At 61.8% G+C, this 17,983-nt stretch carries 14 protein-coding genes; 9 read left to right on the top strand and 5 right to left on the bottom strand.

Features of this window, described 5'->3' with window-relative positions:
• The first annotated feature begins 39 nt into the window (after positions 1–39).
• From NAT49_RS06445 to NAT49_RS06435, 3 genes are all read left to right on the top strand, one after another.
• Positions 40–2,322: an FdhF/YdeP family oxidoreductase gene (locus NAT49_RS06445; RefSeq protein WP_251592319.1), complete on the top strand. Its 2,283-nt coding sequence runs from the start codon at positions 40–42 to the stop codon at positions 2,320–2,322.
• Positions 2,322–2,597 (top strand): hypothetical protein, encoded by a 276-nt coding sequence (locus NAT49_RS06440; RefSeq protein ID WP_251592310.1) that lies wholly within the window; start codon positions 2,322–2,324, stop codon positions 2,595–2,597. The genes NAT49_RS06445 and NAT49_RS06440 overlap by 1 nt, the downstream gene beginning before the upstream one ends.
• A gap of 180 nt (positions 2,598–2,777) precedes the next feature.
• On the top strand, positions 2,778–4,433 hold the full coding sequence (locus NAT49_RS06435) for an amidase (protein ID WP_251592308.1): 1,656 nt from the start codon (positions 2,778–2,780) through the stop codon (positions 4,431–4,433).
• Here the strand turns inward: NAT49_RS06435 and NAT49_RS06430 are convergent.
• Positions 4,420–5,316 (bottom strand): LysR family transcriptional regulator, encoded by an 897-nt coding sequence (locus tag NAT49_RS06430; protein ID WP_251592306.1) that lies wholly within the window; start codon positions 5,314–5,316, stop codon positions 4,420–4,422. The two genes, NAT49_RS06435 and NAT49_RS06430, sit on opposite strands and share 14 nt — an antisense overlap.
• A gap of 192 nt (positions 5,317–5,508) precedes the next feature.
• Between NAT49_RS06430 and trpB the strand changes: the two genes are divergently transcribed.
• From trpB to NAT49_RS06415, 3 genes are read left to right on the top strand one after another with little or no spacing between them, the layout of a single operon-like run.
• Complete coding sequence (trpB, locus tag NAT49_RS06425) at positions 5,509–6,711, top strand: tryptophan synthase subunit beta (protein ID WP_251592305.1); 1,203 nt, start codon at positions 5,509–5,511, stop codon at positions 6,709–6,711.
• Positions 6,712–6,722: 11 nt separating this feature from the next.
• Positions 6,723–7,571 (top strand): tryptophan synthase subunit alpha, encoded by an 849-nt coding sequence (trpA, locus tag NAT49_RS06420; protein ID WP_251592303.1) that lies wholly within the window; start codon positions 6,723–6,725, stop codon positions 7,569–7,571.
• 36 nt (positions 7,572–7,607) lie between these two features.
• Positions 7,608–7,985 (top strand): I78 family peptidase inhibitor, encoded by a 378-nt coding sequence (locus tag NAT49_RS06415; protein ID WP_251592294.1) that lies wholly within the window; start codon positions 7,608–7,610, stop codon positions 7,983–7,985.
• Between the two features lie 112 nt (positions 7,986–8,097).
• On the opposite strand, the gene NAT49_RS06410 is transcribed toward NAT49_RS06415, so the two are convergent.
• Together NAT49_RS06410 and NAT49_RS06405 are read right to left on the bottom strand one after the other, a co-directional pair.
• The gene (locus NAT49_RS06410; protein ID WP_251592291.1) at positions 8,098–9,192 is read right to left on the bottom strand and encodes a ribonucleotide-diphosphate reductase subunit beta; all 1,095 of its coding nucleotides are present in this window, start codon (positions 9,190–9,192) and stop codon (positions 8,098–8,100) included.
• Between the two features lie 84 nt (positions 9,193–9,276).
• The gene (locus NAT49_RS06405; RefSeq protein ID WP_251592289.1) at positions 9,277–12,159 is read right to left on the bottom strand and encodes a ribonucleoside-diphosphate reductase subunit alpha; all 2,883 of its coding nucleotides are present in this window, start codon (positions 12,157–12,159) and stop codon (positions 9,277–9,279) included.
• 583 nt (positions 12,160–12,742) lie between these two features.
• Here NAT49_RS06405 and NAT49_RS06400 point away from each other — a divergent pair.
• The gene (locus NAT49_RS06400; RefSeq protein WP_251592288.1) at positions 12,743–13,453 is read left to right on the top strand and encodes a winged helix-turn-helix domain-containing protein; all 711 of its coding nucleotides are present in this window, start codon (positions 12,743–12,745) and stop codon (positions 13,451–13,453) included.
• A gap of 3 nt (positions 13,454–13,456) precedes the next feature.
• On the top strand, positions 13,457–15,103 hold the full coding sequence (locus NAT49_RS06395) for an ATP-binding protein (RefSeq protein ID WP_251592278.1): 1,647 nt from the start codon (positions 13,457–13,459) through the stop codon (positions 15,101–15,103).
• Here the strand turns inward: NAT49_RS06395 and NAT49_RS06390 are convergent.
• Both NAT49_RS06390 and NAT49_RS06385 read right to left on the bottom strand, forming a co-directional pair.
• Positions 15,100–16,017: a LysR family transcriptional regulator gene (locus NAT49_RS06390; protein WP_251593539.1), complete on the bottom strand. Its 918-nt coding sequence runs from the start codon at positions 16,015–16,017 to the stop codon at positions 15,100–15,102. The genes NAT49_RS06395 and NAT49_RS06390 overlap by 4 nt on opposite strands.
• A gap of 70 nt (positions 16,018–16,087) precedes the next feature.
• On the bottom strand, positions 16,088–17,122 hold the full coding sequence (locus NAT49_RS06385) for a metal-dependent hydrolase (RefSeq protein WP_251592276.1): 1,035 nt from the start codon (positions 17,120–17,122) through the stop codon (positions 16,088–16,090).
• Positions 17,123–17,219: 97 nt separating this feature from the next.
• Here NAT49_RS06385 and NAT49_RS06380 point away from each other — a divergent pair, with 97 nt between their 5' ends.
• Positions 17,220–17,912 (top strand): uracil-DNA glycosylase family protein, encoded by a 693-nt coding sequence (locus tag NAT49_RS06380; protein ID WP_251592273.1) that lies wholly within the window; start codon positions 17,220–17,222, stop codon positions 17,910–17,912.
• The last annotated feature ends 71 nt before the right edge of the window (positions 17,913–17,983 follow it).

The raw sequence follows: 17,983 nt of genomic DNA, 5'->3' as shown, positions 1-17,983 counted from the left end.
AACGGTGATGCGCCGCCCTGGCGGCGCGCAAGGCTTATCATGAGTAAAGAACGCATCCACGAGTACCACCACCCGGCCGCTGGCTGGGGCGCCCTCAAGTCCGTTGGCAAGTTCATCGCCGAAAGCCGCGCACCGCTTTCAAACGTTCGGGCGCTTTTGAAACTCAATCAGCCCGATGGCTTCGATTGCCCCGGCTGCGCCTGGGGCGACCCCGAACACGGCTCGTCGTTCGAATTCTGCGAAAACGGCGTCAAGGCCGTTACCTGGGAAACCACCGCCAAACGCGTGACGCCCCGTTTTTTCAAGCGCCACAGTGTCAGCGAGATGATGGGGTGGGATGATTTTCGTCTCGAGGATCAGGGCCGGTTGACCGCGCCAATGCGCTATAACGCCGCCACCGACCATTACGAGCCCATCGAGTGGCACGAGGCGTTCGACCTGATCGCCGACCACATGAAGGCACTTGAGGGTCCGAACGAGGCGGTGTTCTACACCTCCGGCAAGGCCTGCAACGAATCGGCCTACGTGTTCCAGCTCCTGGCCCGGCTTTTTGGCACCAATAATCTGCCGGACTGCTCCAACATGTGCCATGAGGCCAGCGGTGCGGCGCTCGAGGCCTCGCTCGGTGTGGGCAAGGGCAGCGTATTGCTCGAGGATTTCGAAGAGGCCGAGGCGATTTTTACCTTCGGTCAGAACCCCGGCACCAACCATCCGCGCATGCTTGGCACGCTCAGGGAGGCCGCCGACCGCGGCTGTGAGATCGTTGCCTTCAATACGCTGAAGGAGCGCGGCCTGGAGCGGTTCGCCGACCCGCAGCGAAAGCTCGAAATGGCCACCAACGGCAGCGGCCGGGTCAGTACGTTCTACTATTGCCCGAAACTCGGCGGCGACATGGCCGCCGTGCGCGGCATGGCGAAAGTGCTGTTCGAGCGCGATGACGTCACGGGTGAGGCGCTCGATCACGCCTTTATCGCCCGCCACACCGACGGGCTTGCAGCGTATCGCGCCGAGGTGGCGGCGACGCCCTGGGCGGCGATCGAGGATCAGTCAGGGCTTGCGCGCTCGGAGATCATCGAGGCCGCCGAGGTCTACATGCGCTCCAACGCCACCATCATCTGCTGGGCGATGGGGCTGACCCAGCACGAGCACTCGGTGGCAACGATTCGAGAAGTGGTCAATCTGTTGCTGCTCAAGGGCAACATCGGCAAGCCCGGCGCCGGCACCTGCCCGGTGCGGGGGCATTCCAACGTGCAGGGCGATCGCACCATGGGCATTTATGAGAAGCCGGCGCCCGAGTTTCTCGATGCGCTGGAGGCGGCCTACCACACGCCGATGCCGCGAGCGCACGGGGTGGATACCGTCAACGCCGTGCGGGCAATGGATGAGGGGCGCGCCAAGCTTTTTATTGGCCTTGCCGGCAATTTCGCCCGCGCCACGTCCGACAGCGCGGTCTGCGAGCGGGCACTTAAACAATGCAATCTGACCGTGCACATCTCGACCAAGCTCAACCGCAGCCACCTGGTGACTGGCCAGGACGCGTTGATTTTGCCCTGCCTCGGGCGGGTCGAGGTCGATCGCAAGGCCGATGGCACGCCGCAATTGATCACGGTCGAGGACTCGATGAGCATGGTCCACGGCTCGGCGGGCATCCATAAGCCGGCCGCCAGCACGCTTGTCAGTGAAGTCGAGATTCTCACGCAGGTCGCCGAGCGGGTGCTCGGGAATGATGTGGTCGACTGGGCCGCGCTTCGCGCCGACTACGACGTCATCCGCGAGCACATCGCTCGGGTGATCCCGGGCTTTGACGGCTTCAACGAGCGCGTTCGCGCCCCGCGCGGTTTCTGGCTCGATAACCCCAACGTCTCGCGCACCTTTCCGACCGAGACCGGACAGGCCCGGTTCAGTGCAGCGGCGCTGCCGGCCGAGGTGCTTCATCAGAAACTCAGGGCGCGCTCGAACTGGCTCACGCTTCAGACCCTTCGAAGCCACGATCAGTACAACACCACCGTGTATGGCTACAACGACCGCTACCGCGGCGTGGAAGGTCAGCGTCAGGTCATTTTCGTGAATTCGGAGGACATGGCCCGCCTCGGGCTCGAAGCCGGCGAGTTCGTGGATCTGATCGGCGATGAATCGGATGGTCAAACTCGGCGTGCGGCCGCGTTCAAGGTCGTGCGCTACGATACGCCGGCGGGCTGCGCCGCGGCCTATTACCCCGAAACCAATCCGCTGATTCCGCTGGACAGCGTTGGCATCGAAAGCAACACGCCCAACTCCAAATCGGTGGCGGTTCGGCTGGTGAAAAGCCAGCGGCTGGCCTGATGAACGACACCGTCAACAAGGCGCATGCGCTGCTTGAGCATCGAAGCGATCTTGCACCGCTCGAGGCGTTGATCGTTACCGCGCTTGATGACGGCGTCGGGCGCGATACCGGCCGGCTTGCCCGGGCCTTTGAGCTCGAGCACGCGCTGGTGTACCGCAGTGCACTCGAGCTTGAGCGCAAGGCATGGGTCGTGAGTACGGCGCGGTCAGGGCGCAGCCCGGGACTTGCCCTTGCGCTGACTGACGTTGCACGCACCTCGATGGGCTCTTTCTAGGCGTTGACGCCTCTCACGGCGGCCGCCATTTCCCAGGCGGCGGCCCGGATACATTTTTAAACAGCGCTTGGCCCCCAGCGCCCTGCGGCCGCCAGGGCGGTTAGACGTTCGTCGATGTGGTCATTTTTTCACCGTTCCGGTTAAGTCTCGCTCCAAACGCTTTACGAGTTCGGAGACGACATGGCGCTCCCGCGCAGTGTTTACCCACGCGGCATTCATCGCTCAATCCTTGGCCTGATCATCGCCCTGGTTATGCTTTTGACGTCGATGGTCTCGGCAAGCGACAGCCGCGCCGATGGGTTTTCACCGTTTCAGAAAACGGTTCCGGAGTTGGTGGCGGCCTTGAACGATGGCCGTATCAGCTCGACCGAGCTGGTGCAGTGGTATCTGCGTCGAATTCGGGCCTTTGATGATACCGGCCCCGGCGTCAATGCCATCCTGCGCGTCAACCCGCGGGCACTCGATCAGGCTCGCGCCATTGATCGCGCCCGGGCGCGAGGCGACGAGGTCGGGCCGCTTGCCGGGGTGCCGTTTCTGGTCAAGGACAACATCAACGTTCAGGGGCTTCCCACCACCGGAGGCTCGGTGGCGCTTCGAAACGCGATGCCGCGAGACGACGCCTTTTTGATCAAGCGGTTGCGGCGGGCCGGGGCGATTGTGCTGGCCAAGGCCAACATGACCGAGTTCGCGGCGTCGTTCGGCCAGCCCGGGTACAGCTCTCTCGGCGGCACCACGCGAAACCCCTATAACCCGGACCGTTACGCCTCAGGCTCCAGCAGCGGCCCGGCGGCGGGCGTTGCGGCCAATCTGGCCGCGTTCGCGGTAGGTACCGACACCGAAGGCTCGGTACGGGGGCCTGCAAGTGTGACTGGCCTGGTCGGGCTCAGGCCGACCTATGGCCTGATTAGCCGAAGCGGGATTCTGCCTCTGTCACCGACCTTCGATACCCCGGGCCCGTTGACTCGAAGCGTTTCCGGGAGCGCGCTGATTACACGCGTGATGGCGGGCACCGACTCGGACGATGACGCGACCGAGCGGCTCACGGCCTCGATGCTCAAGACGCTTGGCAAGGTCGGCCCGGCGACGCTTGAAGGGCTCAAGGTCGGCCGGGTGACCGGCCTTGACGGAGGCAATGCCCAGATCGATGACGCCATGACGCCGCTTGTGGCCTCGCTTGAACAGGGCGGGGCGGTGGTGTCGCCGGTGCAGCTTCCCAGGGCGTTCGACCGGCTGTGGTCCCGGGTGATCGCGCCGGTTCAAAACGCCGAGTTCCGGCCTGCGATGGAGCGCTTTCTGGGCAACAGCGTCACGGGCGCGCCACCGAACATGAACGACATCATCGCGCGCTGCGAGGAAAACAATCGCCACAACCCGCATCAGCAGGTCAATCCCGAGCGGATCGAGGGCATGGAGCACACCCTCGGGCGCCGCGATACCGTATCCCCCGATTACCTGGATACGCTCTCCTATACGTTGCCCAAGCTCCGAGAGCGGCTGGTTGCGCTGATGGACGAGCAGCATCTGGACGTGTTGATCTTTCCGACCCGGGAGTGCCCGGCCCACCCGCGCACGCCGTCTGGCAAGGCGGGCTTTACGTGCACCAGGGTCGATCACGACCCGATCGGGTATCTGGCGACCGTGACCGGCGCCCCGGAGCTGACGCTGCCGCTTGGCATGACCGAGGCGGGCATGCCGTTCGGCGTATCGCTTTTGGCCCGGCCGTTCGAGGAGAACACGCTGTTCGCGCTCGGTCAGGCGCTTTTCAAGCAGTCGCCTGCGCCGCGCTATACGCCAGAGCTCGCTCCAGGCTGGTATCAGCGACTCAGCCTTCCCTAGCGAGTGCGCCTTCTGTGGCGAGCGTTGTATGAAACCACTCGGCCAGTGCGCGGTGTCGGCGCTCGGACACCGCGCCGCCCGAGCATAGAAAAAGATGCCCGCCGGTGGCCTCGAACCCCCAGGGAGCAACCAGCCGCCCCGCATCAATATCGGCCTTGACCAGAAGCTCCGGGGCGATGGCGACACCGATGCCCGACACCGCCGCTTCGAGCAGGTAGAAAAGGTGCTCGAACCCTTGGCCCAGGGTCAATGTGGTGGCATCGAGGCCACGCGCGGTCGCCCAGTGCGTCCAGGCGGCGGCGCGTGAGGTGGTGTGAAGGAGTGGCGTCCCAACAAGTGCGGAGGGCGGCGCACCCTGCCAGCGTTTGGCAAGGGCCGGGCTTACGACCGGGCCGATGCGCTCCTCGAGCAGCCGCTCGACCAGCGCCCCCGACGGCGTATGATCCAGAAACACGACCGCCGACTCTCGCTCGCCGCGCTGGGGCAGGGCGCTGTCGCTGGCGGCAACCTGGACATCGATGCCGGGGACGGCCTGCTTGAGATGTGCCCAGTGCGGAATCAGCCAGCGGGCGAGAAAACTGCCCGGGCAGCGCAGGACGATCGGTGCGTCGCGCTGTCGGTCAAGCAGTGCCTGACACCCAAGCCTCAGCCGATCGATGCCCTCGTGCACGTCGCCGTAGAGTTGACGGCCATCGGCGGTCAACGCCAGATGACGACCGGCGCGCTCGAACAGGGCGCACTCGAAATACCCATCCAGGGTCTTCAAGTGCCGGCTGACGGCGCCATGGGTCACGTTCAGTTCGCGCGCGGCCTGGACGACACTTCCAAGGCGGGCGGTGGCTTCGAACGCGCGCAGCGCGTTCAGTGGGGGCAGCTTCGACATGCGGCGTCCTTGCGTTCGATCTGATCGGTTACCTTTTTTGATGTTGTCCCGAGTATATATCCCATTATTCTGAGTGAATACCTTGAAAACGTGTGAGTAAAAGTCACGCTAAAGGGATAAATTGTCGCTTTCTAAGTGGGGCGTTTCTTGCCATGCTTTGGACATCGAACGACCAATGACGAGGGCTCGTTAATGACCGCACTATCCGCTTTACCCGACCCGCAGGGCTTTTTCGGCGATTTCGGTGGCCAGTTCGTGGCCGAAACGCTGATGCCGCTTATTCTCGAACTCCAAGGCTGCTATGAGGCGGCCAAGGATGATCCGGCCTTTCGGGAAGAGCTTGCCTATTTTCAGCGCGATTACGTCGGCCGCCCGAGCCCGCTGTATTTCGCCGAACGCCTGACCGAGCATTTCGGCGGCGCCAAGATCTACTTCAAGCGCGAAGAGCTCAATCACACCGGCGCGCACAAGATCAACAACTGCATTGGTCAGATCCTTCTGGCCAAGCGCATGGGCAAGAACCGCATCATCGCTGAAACCGGCGCCGGCATGCACGGCGTGGCGACCGCAACCGTTGCGGCGCGCTTTGGCATGAAATGCGTGGTCTACATGGGCGCGACCGACATCGACCGCCAGCAGGCCAACGTGTTCCGGATGCGCCTGCTCGGGGCGGAAGTCATCCCGGTCGAGTCCGGCATGGGCACGCTCAAGGACGCGATGAACGAGGCGCTCAGAGACTGGGTCACCAACGTCGATGACACGTTCTACATCATTGGCACCGTGGCCGGGCCGCACCCGTATCCGGCGATGGTACGAGACTTTCAGGCCGTGATCGGTCATGAAACCCGTGATCAGATGCTCGAGAAGGAACAGCGTCTGCCGGATTCGCTGGTGGCTTGCATCGGCGGTGGATCAAACGCCATGGGGCTGTTTCATCCGTTTTTGAAGGATGAGAGCGTTCACATGATCGGCGTCGAGGCCGGCGGCCATGGGATTTCGACCGGCGAGCACGCGGCGAGCCTCAATGGCGGCGAACCCGGCGTACTGCACGGCAACCGGACCTATCTGCTTCAAAACGTCGACGGCCAGATTCAGGACGCGCACTCGATTTCGGCCGGGCTCGACTATCCGGGCATCGGGCCGGAGCACGCCTATCTTCACAGCACCAAGCGGGTCGAGTACGTCTCGATCACCGACCAGGAAGCGATCGATGCGTTCCAGCTGTGCTGCCGCAAGGAAGGCATCATCCCGGCGCTTGAAACCGCGCACGCCCTTGCCGAGATTGCCAAGCGCGCGCCGGAACTGCCAAAGGATCACCTGATGGTTGTGAACCTCAGCGGCCGCGGTGACAAGGACATGACAAGCGTTGCCGAGTATCTGGGCGATTCGTTTTAAAGGAGAGGACAATGACAGCACAGGCAAACGCAACCGACGTGTCGATCTCGCGCATCACACAGCGCTTTGAAGACCTGAAGGCCGAAGGCCGCTCGGCGCTGGTGACCTTCGTGACCGCCGGCGACCCGGACCCGGAAACCTCCCAGGCCATTCTTGATGGCCTGCCGGCCGCCGGCGCCGACATCATCGAGCTCGGCATGCCGTTTACCGACCCGATGGCCGATGGCCCGGCCATTCAGAAAGGCGCCCAGCGCGCGCTCAAGGCCGGCCAGAATCAGCGCAAGACGCTTGAGATGGTGCGTCGCTTCCGCGCGCACGATCAGGACACGCCGATTGTCCTGATGGGCTACTACAACCCGATCTATCGCTACGGGGTCGAGGCGTTTTTAAACGATGCGGCCGAGGCCGGCATCGATGGACTGATCGTGGTCGACCTGCCGCCTGAGCACGACGGCGAGCTGTGCCTGCCGGCTGCGGAAAAGGGGCTCAACTTCATTCGTCTGGCCACGCCAACGACGGATGACGCGCGCCTGCCCAAGGTGCTCGAAAATACGTCCGGATTCTTGTACTACGTCTCGGTTGCCGGCGTGACCGGCGCGGGGTCGGCGTCAAGTGAGGCGGTCGAAAAGGCGGTCGAGCGGCTCAAGCTGCACTCAACGCTGCCGGTTGCGGTCGGGTTTGGCATCAAGACGCCCGAGCACGCGGCGATGGTTGCCCGCTCTGCGGATGCAGTGGTGGTGGGGTCTGCGCTGGTCAACACCATCGAGCAGGCCGAATCGCCCCAGGCGGCCATCGAGGGCGTGCATTCACTGACCCATGCGCTGGCCCAGGGGGTGCGCACCGCCCGGCAAGCCGGGTAAGCTGTCGGCTTTATGCGTTTATCAAAGGAGAGCGGTATGAAGGCTCGGATCACATTCGGTTCACTGGCAGTGGCGCTGATGGCCCTTGGCGGCTGCGCATCACAGGGCGGCTCCAGTGAGGCGCCCAGCGAGGCTGCCGCCTCCAACGGCGCACAGCCTGCGCAGACGACGTCTACAGAGGCGCAGACGCAAGGCGCGTCGATGGCGACAGGCCAGTGCACCACTGACGGCTTGAAGCCGCTGATCGGTCAGCCACTTGATCAGAAAAACCGTCAGATCATCGTCGATGAGAGTGGGGCGACGTCGTATCGAATGCTGCGCCCGGATACCCCGATGGGCGAGGGCAGCGACCCGTCTCGGCTCAATATCACACTCGATGACGAGGCGGTGATCAGCGCGTTTTCCTGCGGCTGAACCCGAGGCTCTTGATGCCAGACGCAGGCGCCATGACACAGGCGCCATAAAAAAAAGCCCCGCATTAGCGGGGCTTTTTCGTTGCCTGGGGGCAATTTTGTTGCCGGTGACATCAGTCCCAGGTCAGGGCGCCACCGGTCTGGTATTCGGTCACGCGGGTTTCGAAGAAGTTTTTCTCCTTCGGAAGATCGATGATTTCCGACATCCACGGGAAGGGGTTGTCCACTTCCTCAAACAGCGGCGTAAGCCCGATCTGCTCGGCGCGGCGGTTGGTGATGAAGTGCATGTACTGCTCGCACAGATCGGCGTTCAGACCGAGAATGCCGCGGGGCATGGTTTCGCGGCCGTAGGCCACTTCCAGCTCGCAGGCGTTCTTGAGCATGCCGCGCACTTCTTCCTGGAACTCTTCGGTCCACAGGTGCGGGTTTTCGATCTTGATCTGGTTGATGCAGTCGATGCCGAAGTTCATGTGGATCGACTCGTCACGCAGGATGTACTGGTACTGCTCGGCGATGCCGACCATCTTGTTGCGACGGCCCAGGGCCAGAATCTGGGCGAAGCCAGTGTAGAACCACATGCCTTCGAAAATGACGTAGAAGGCGATCAGATCGCGCAGAAACGCCTGGTCACGTTCCGGAGTGCCGGTCTGGAATTCGTTGTTTTCCAGGTTCTGGGTGTACTGAAGCGCCCAGGCATCCTTTTCGGTGATCGAGGGCACTTCGCGGTACATGTTGAACAGCTCGCCTTCATCAAGGCCGAGCGAGGTGCAGATGTACTGGAACGTGTGCGTGTGAATCGCTTCCTCGAACGCCTGGCGCAGCAGGTACTGGCGGCATTCGGGGTTGGTGATGTTGCGATAGATCGCAAGCACGATGTTGTTGGCGACCAGCGACTCGGCGGTGGCGAAGAAGCCCAGGTTGCGCTTGAGCATGCGAACTTCGTCTTCGGTCAGGCCCTGGGGGCTGTTGACCGGCGCGCGCCAGGTGGCGATGTCGCCCTGCATCGAGACTTCGGTGGGCATCCAATGGTTGTTGCAGCCATTGAGGTATTTTTCCCACGCCCAGGTGTACTTCAGCGGCAGCAGCTGGTTCACGTCGCTGCGGCCGTTGATCATGCTTTTTTCGCTGGCGTCGATACGCCCGGCGCCGGCCTGGATTTCACCGAGACCGGACGTGTCGATTTGATCGTCCACTGTGGTTGCTTGCATCGTTCTCATCCTTTCAGTACCGCCGCGTACGCGACGGCGTATTCTCGGGAAACCCGGCAGGAAGCCCTGCCGGGGCGTCGGCCGTTATTGGCAGGCTTCGCAGTCCGGATCGTCGATCGAGCACGCCTGGGGCGGTGCCGAGCCAAGCGGTGCCTGAACGTCCGGTTCGGGCGTCGGGGCCGGGGCGTTTTGCTGCGCCTCCGGTACCTTGACGCCGGTCAGCTTGCCGTCGGTGCCCTTGAGCGTCGATTTTTCGACCCGCGAGCTTGCCTGGGCGCGAAGGTAGTAGGTGGTCTTGAGGCCAAGCGCCCACGCCATCTTGTAGGTGGTATCGAGTTTCTTGCCCGACACGCCCGAGATGTAGAGGTTCAGCGACTGGGCCTGATCGATCCACTTCTGACGGCGTGCGGCGGCCTCGACGATCCAGCGGGTTTCCACCTCGAACGCGGTGGCGTAGCGCGCCTTGAGCTCGTCCGGTACGCGGTCGATGAGCTGAACGCTGCCGTCGTAGTATTTGAGGTCATTGATCATCACCTCATCCCAAAGCCCGGCCTCTTTGAGGTCATTGACCATGTGCTGGTTGATGACCGTGAACTCGCCTGAGAGGTTCGATTTGACGTAGAGGTTCTGATACGTCGGCTCGATCGACTGCGAGACGCCACAGATGTTGGAAATGGTCGCGGTCGGGGCGATTGCCATGACGTTGGAGTTACGCATGCCCTGCGCCTTGACCGTCTCGCGGAGACTGTTCCAGTCAAGCGTCTGCTCGCGGTTGACCTGGATGTACTGCTCGCCACGCTCCTGCACCAGCATCTCAAGCGAGTCGATCGGGAGCACGCCCTGGCTCCAGAGCGAGCCTTCGTAGCTTTCATAGCGTCCGCGTTCGGCCGCCAGTGCGCTTGAGGCCTGGATCGCGTGGAAGCTGATCTCTTCCATGGAGCGGTCGGCGAAGGTCACGGCGCCGTCACTTGCGTAGGCGATACCCTGCTTGTAGAGCGCGTCCTGGAAGCCCATCAGGCCAAGACCGACCGGGCGATGACGGAAGTTGGAGCGCTTGGCCTGCGGGACGGCGTAGTAGTTGATGTCGATCACGTTATCGAGCATGCGAACCGCGGTCTTGACGGTGCGGCTGAGCTTCTCGGAATCGAACTTGCCGTCAACGACGTGCGCCGCCAGGTTGATCGAGCCCAGGTTACAGACCGCGATTTCGTCCGCGGACGTATTGAGCGTGATCTCGGTACACAGGTTGGAGGAGTGCACCACACCTGCGTGACGCTGCGGGCTTCGAACGTTGCACGGGTCCTTGAAGGTGATCCACGGGTGGCCGGTTTCAAACAGCATCGAGAGCATCTTGCGCCACAGGTCGCGGGCATTGACGCGCTTGAAGAGCTTGAGCTGACCGGTGCGGGTCATCTCTTCGTATTCGCTGTAGCGCTTTTCGAACGCCGCGCCGTACAGGTCATGAAGGTCCGGCACGTCAGAAGGCGAGAACAGCGTCCATTCCTGCTCATCGACCACGCGCTTCATGAACAGATCCGGAATCCAGTTCGAGGTGTTCATGTCGTGGGTACGACGACGGTCATCACCGGTGTTCTTGCGAAGCTCGAGGAACTCTTCCAGATCCAGGTGCCAGCTTTCCAGGTAGGAGCACACCGCGCCCTTGCGCTTGCCACCCTGGTTGACCGCGACCGCGGTGTCGTTGACGACCTTCAAAAACGGCACAACGCCCTGAGACTTGCCGTTGGTGCCCTTGATGTAGGAGCCCAGTGCACGCACCGGTGTCCAGTCGTTACCAAGCCCGCCGGCCCACTTGGACAGCATGGCGTTGTCGCGGATCGCGCCGTAGATGCCATCGAGTGCGTCCGGCACTGTGGTCAGGTAGCAGGAGGAAAGCTGGCTGCGCACGGTACCCGCGTTGAACAGCGTCGGGGTCGAGGCCATGTAGTCAAAGCTCGAGAGCAGCTCGTAGAACTCGATCGCACGGGCGTTCTTGTCTTCCTCGTTCAGCGAAAGACCCATGGCGACGCGCATGAACATGACCTGGGGCAGTTCGTAGCGAACGCCGTCCCGGTGCAGAAAGTAGCGGTCATAGAGCGTCTGAAGGCCCAGGTAGGTGAACTGACTGTCGCGCTCGTGGTTGAGCGCCGCACCCAGACGGTCGAGATCGAAGTCGTTGAGAGCCGGGTCGAGCTGATCGAACGAGATGCCGCGCTCGATGTAGGCCTTGAAGGCCGGCGCGTAGAGCTCGGCCATGTCGCCGTAGGTGGCCTCATCGGCAACCTCGAGAAACGAGAGCGCTTCGCGGCGCAGGTTATCCTGAAGCAGACGAGCGGTCACGAAGGTGTAGTTCGGTTCGCGCTCGACCATCATCCGCGCGGTCATCATCAGTGCCGTGGCGACGCCGTCGGAGGTGACACCGTCATAGAGGTTCTTGAGCGACTCATCGACCACGCGCTTGACGTCGACGTTTTCAAGGTCCGTGCAGGCCTCGGTCACCAGCACTTCAATACGGCCCAGATCCAGCGGCTGTTTGCTGCCGTCGGGCTGAGTCACGTTGATGGTGGGGTGGGGCTTCTCGATGCCCTGAGTGCGTGCGGCGCGGGCACGGGCGTGCTCTTCACGGTACAGCACGTAGGCACGCGCGACCTTGTGCGCCTCGGAGCGCATCAGTGCGAGTTCGACCTGATCCTGGATATCTTCGATGTGCAGCGTGCCGCCATCGGGCATGCGACGCTGAAAGGCGTTGACCACCTGTTCGCTCAGTTCGCGCACCTGGTTGCGAAGGCGCGAGGACGTCGCGGCGTTGTCGCCTTCCACGGCCAGAAAGGCCTTGGTCAGGGCCACCGAAATCTTGCTGGCATCGAACTCGGCGACATCACCACCGCGCTTGATGACGCGAAAGTGCTTGGGCGTTGGAACGTCGTCGATGCCGATATCACTGATCTGATCAGATAGTGTCGAACTCATGCTGGGCTCACCCCTTGAACGTTATGCGAGCGATAGAAGTCATCAAGGCCGTGCCGAAGTGCTGTGGGAATTGCGACGTGATGTCGCCGTTTTTTCTAGCGAAACGGGGCTTGACGAAAAACGCGAAAGCTGCTCCAAAATCTATATGTAGGGATCTTGGATCAAAGTGAGCACAAGATAGTGTTGTTTTGGCCTTCAGGCAATACATCGCTTGGGGTGAAGCTGTGGGTAAGATGTGGGCAATTGACGTGTTGATGCGGCCGGAGCCGGGTGTGATGCCGGGCGGCGGCTTTTTATTGATTTTGCGATTGCTTGAAATGAATTTTGATAGCAACAAGCTATTTTCGAACTAAATAAAACGCGCGTTTGACCGAAGCAATCAAGACGCGAATGCAACTCAATGGTTTATTGATCGGGTATTTGATAACGTGTGCCTGACGTTAGGGGACGGTAATCAGATACGATGACCGGCAACATAATGACCATGGGGTAAACTCAGTACACATGTACTGACCATATGAGCATGACCCTTACGGTCGGTTATCGGTTTTTTCATTTTGCTAACCATTGGACGGACTGCGCCTTGGATACCACCAACACCGCCCAGGATCACATTCTGATCATTGAGGATGACGAACGTCTGGCTCAGCTGACTTGCGAATACCTTGAAGGCAATGGCTTCAAAGTAAGCGTCGAGCATGATGGGGCGAACGGCGTCGAGCGGATTCTCGCCCTGCGTCCCGATCTGGTCATTCTGGATTTGATGCTGCCCAACGAAGATGGCCTGTCGATCTGTCGCCGAGTGCGCGATCAGTACGCAGGGCCGATCCTCATGCTGACGGCTCGTACCGACGACATGGACCAGGTGCTTGGCCTGGAAATGGGCGCCGATGACTATGTGCCAAAGCCTGTACCGCCGCGCGTACTGCTTGCCCGTATGCGTGCACTGCTGCGCCGTTCCGATGCGCCGGAGCCGAGCTCGTCCGATGCCCGCATCGAATTCCGGGATCTGGTGATCGATTCCGGTACTCGAGAGGCGTGGCTCGATAACGAGCGCATTGACCTTACCAGCGCCGAATTCGATCTGTTGTGGCTGTTGGCGTCAAACGCCGGCCGGGTACTGACGCGTGAAGAAATCTTCTCGGCGCTTCGCGGTATCAAGTACGATGGGCAGGATCGCTCGATCGACGTGCGCGTATCGCGGATTCGACCCAAGATTGGTGATGACCCTCACCACCCGCAACGAATCAAGACGGTGCGCAGCAAAGGCTATCTTTTCGTCAAGGACTTCTAACGTATGAGGCAGTCCTCTCGGGGCGGCGTTTTCCTGCATGTGTATCTTGCGATCTTCGCAGCCCTGCTGATCATTTTCGTGCTCGGGTTGATCGGGGTGTCGCTGGTCAATGACATGCGGGCCCAGAACTACCGGGAGGATCTGGCGAGTGCGCCCATGTCCCTTTTAGGGTTCATGGTGCAAAATCAGCCCGATGACGCGCGCGACCAGTGGCTTCGTGATCACGAACAGACGCTTGGCATTGGGCTTGCGCTGTCGGATTCCGAAACCCTGATGCTCGATTACTGGGACAGGCGCCGGCTCGAAAAGCAGCATGTGTTGGCGGCTCGCGTCGAGGGGGAGTCCGGCTGGCGGCTGTATCGCTCGCTCAAGGACACCGATCAGGTACTGGTGGCGCATTTCAATGGCCTGAGCGAACAGCAGCCCCAGCGACTGATGTCGCTTTTGCGCAGCTGGCTCGAGTCGGTGCCGGTCGACCAGCGTGAGGCCCGTTTCAAGCGGCTTCGCGATGCAAGCGCCTTGCCCATGGGCATGGGCAGCGGAACGCCGGTCGGGCTCAACGACGCGCAAAGCGAGCAGCTCAACGCCGGTAACGTCGTTATAAGCATCGCCCCCGAGCGCCCCTTCATCAGCTTCTACGCCCAGCTTTCCGACGGCCGGTGGATCACCGCCGGGCCGCTGCATCCGTTCGAACCCATTCCCACCACCACGATCGCGATCCTGATGATCACGATGCTGCTGGTGCTGGCCGGGGCGCTGTATTTGATCGTCGGGCGGGTCGAGTCGAGAGTGAAGCGGCTTGAGAAAGCCGCCTCGCGTCTGGCTGCCGGGCACCTTGATACGCGGGTCAACGTCAACACCAACGACTACCTCGGCCAGCTTGGTCATGCGTTCAACGCCATGGCCTCTCAGGTGCAGGTGGTACTTTCGGCTCAGCAGGATTTGATGCGGGCGGTGTCGCACGAGTTTCGAACGCCGGTGGCGCGGATTCGCTTCGCGATCCAGATGGTCGATGACATGAGCGAGTCGCCCTCGATCAAGCGGCAGATTGCCGAGATCGATGCCGACATCGAGGCGCTGGATAATCTGATCGATGAGATTCTGACTTATGCTCGCCTCGACAGCGCCGGCGATGGCCGCGTGCCGTTGACCATCACCGAGGTCGACAGTGAAATGGTGGTGGCGAATGTCATCGAAACCCTGCGCCCGCTCCATCCCGAGCTCGAGCTGATCAACAACTGCAAGGAGGCGCCGCTGGTTGCCGCCGATGAGCGCTACCTTCAGCGCGCGGTGCAGAACCTGGTTGGCAATGCCTGCGCCCATGCCCGCGGCCGGGTGGAAGTCAGTATCGAGCAGCAAAACGACAAGGTTGCCTTCCACATCGACGACGACGGCCCGGGCGTACCCGAGCGCGATCGCAAGCGCATCTTCAAGCCGTTTGCACGCCTTGATGACAGTCGTGCGCGGCGCTCCGGCGGCTATGGGCTGGGGCTTGCGATCGTTTCCAAGATCGTGTTCTGGCACCAGGGCGATGTGACCGTCAGTGACGCACCCAGCATGAGTGGGGCGCGTTTCACCATCGAGATTCCGTGCTATTCGGAGACGGAGTCGAACTACCTGCGCCTCACGCGCTCGAACGGCGAGCGTTAGGCCGGGCGAATCCCGGAAAGCACCGAAAACGAGGTGTCCCGTGCGGTGCACAGAAAATCGTGCATCCACGGGTGTTCCATCAGCTCCCCCCGCACCGCCGCATAGAGCGTGCTCCAGAGACCGGTTTCTCCAAGCGGCCGGGCACGAATGTAATCCCGTTCCAGATACTCCGTCAGCGCCCAGTTCGGCAGCGCACAGACGCCTCGTTCACTCGCAACCAGCTGCATCATCATGATGGTGAGCTCCGCAGTGCGAATTTCCCTTGGCTGTACTTCGGCCGGCACCAGAAACTTGGTGAAGACGTCGAGGCGGGCGTGTTCGACCGGGTAGATGATCAGGGTCTGATCGCTCAAGTCGGCTGGCACGATGTGCGAGCGCCGGGCCAGCGGGTGCTGCTTGGCCACGGCAAGCTGGCCTTCGTAGCGAAAGAGTGGTTCGTAGTGCACATCGGGCAGGGGTTGGGGGTCGGCCGTGATCACAAGATCGAGCTCGCCCTTGGCAAGCGCTGGCAGAGGGTCGAAGACATTTCCGCTCGGGATATCGACTTCGATGTCCGGCCAGTGGTCTCGAAACTGATCGATGGTGGGCATCAACCACTGAAAGCAGCTGTGACACTCGATGGCCATGTGCAGGCGACCGCGCTCTTCACCGCCTGCCATCTTGGCGATGTCGCGCTCGGCCATGCGCACCTGGGGCATGACCTGATCGGCCAGCGTCAACAGCCGCTGGCCGGCCGGGGTGAACTTGACCGGCTTGGTTTTTCGAAGAAAGAGCGGACTTCCCAGACGGTCTTCCAGATCCTTGATCTGGTGGGACAGCGCTGACTGGGTCAAATGAACGCGCTCGGCGGCCTCGACCAGAGAGCCTGCGTTTCGAAGCGCGACGAGGGTGCGCAGATGGCGAAGCTCCAGCATAAACATGAGCCTGTTTCATGGTTTAAAGTATTGATTATGATTGTCACTCATTAGTGCGCGTCTGTCGCCCTCAAGGGCGGCAGTGTCGAGCGCGTACGGTCTCTTCGGGGGCATCGTCTGCCGGACATAGTGCGCTCGGGTCGGTAATGCGGCGCAGCACGCGAGCAATGAAGGCCCCGTTGTAACTGGCGCTGTCGAGCGTATAGGAGGGGATCGGTGTCACGCCGTCCTCTGTTTGCCTCGCTACCCCGAACCGGAAGGGGTGATGCCCCGGCACGCCCATGCGGTCATCGGTGGCGACGAGTGTGTTGTCCATGCGGGTATTGAACGAGAGCTGGCCGCCGGTGAACCAGGCAAGCCGTTCGAGTTCGGGCCACATGGGCTCGGGCCAGGTTCCAGTGTCGAAGGTATCAAAGCGGGGCGGCTGAGCATCGAGCAGGCTGACATAGGCCTCTCGACGGGTATCCCCATCGCGGACAACCACGCGCCACAGCAGCGAGGTGAGCGGCATGGGCTGGATCGACTGCGCGTCATCCTGCCAATGGTGTTCGACCATGATCGGGCTAATCCGGGCCGCGACGATCTGCTTGGCAACGATCGTCCACCCCAGATACGCGCTCGAGAGGATCAGGCCGGTCGCGATTGCCCGCCGAGCGGGGGGGCGCCAGAGTCCGATGATCACCGCGACCAGCAGAGGCAGGGTGTAGAGCGGGTCGATAATGAAAATGGTATTCCAGGCGACCGGCGGCGATTGCAGCGGCCAGAGTAGCTGCGTGCCGTAGGTGGTAAAGGCGTCAAGCATCGGGTGGGTCAGCAGGGGCAGCGCGCAGAACCACCACCAGCGGGAGAACGTGATGCTTTCGGGTCCGAGCCGACGCAGAAGCCAGGCCAGGCTTGTTGCAAGAATGGCCAATACGAACAGCGAGTGGCTGAAGCCCCGGTGGTAGGTGAAATCGGCAATGGCGCTGCCGTGGTCGATCAGAACGTCCAGGTCCGGAAGCGTTCCAAGAACCGCGCCACCGATAATGGCCTTTCTGCCCAGTGGCCGACTGAGTACGGCGCCTCCAAGGGTGGCGCCAAGCGCCGCTTGCGTCATCGAATCCATGCTGTGGCCTTCATGATCAAATCGGTAATGGTGACAGCCTAGCAGGCTCGTGTTGGGCTAGACTCATTATTTTCAACGACTTGATGGCCTGTGACTCATGACGCTTTCAAAAGAATTGATCCGCCGCTTCCGCCAGGCGGCGGCCGAGACCGACGGCATCGATGAGGCGGTCTATGACCGCTACGACAAGGACCCGCTGACGCCGATCATTGGGCTTGGGCAGCAGAACCTGCGTGTCGGCGTCTTCGGGCGTGACCCCGGGCGTGATGAGGTCAAATACGGCGAGCCGTTTATCGGTGCCGGCGGGCAGCTGGTGCGTCGCGCGCTGTATGAGCACCTCCATCAAGCGGCCATGCCGGATTTCGAGGCCTCTAAATCCGTGGGCGAGCATGTGTTCTGGGCCAATACGGTGCCGTACAAGCCCGTTGGCAACAAGGCGTGGTCGATGGCGGTCAAGCGCCGGTTTCATCCGCTGGTGCGCACGCTTCTGATCGACCATTGGGACGGCAGCGCCCTAATTACCCTGGGGCGAGAGGCGTTTTTCTGGTTCGGCATCGATCAATCAAAGGAGGTACGCGCAAAGCTTGAGGCGTTCTGGCGCCAGGACGACCGTTTCGAGCGCCAGTGCGAGATCACCCTGAGCAACGAGGAAGGGGCCTCGCGAACCCTCACGCTTTACCCGCTGCCGCATCCATCGCCTCTCAACCAGACCTGGTATAAACGCTTTCCCGGGCTTTTGAAGCAGCGCCTCGAGCAGGTCGGACTGACCCTGGACAGCGTAACGCTCTAGACGTCCAGCGTTCTCCAGCCACGCCCCCTTTCTCCAGCCACGCACCCCACGTCGCTGCGCGGCGTATCGTG

This window comes from Larsenimonas suaedae, from assembly GCF_023712105.1.
In the GTDB taxonomy this organism is placed as follows: Bacteria; Pseudomonadota; Gammaproteobacteria; order Pseudomonadales; family Halomonadaceae; genus Larsenimonas; species Larsenimonas suaedae.
This window is presented reverse-complemented; position numbering and strand designations above follow the sequence as displayed.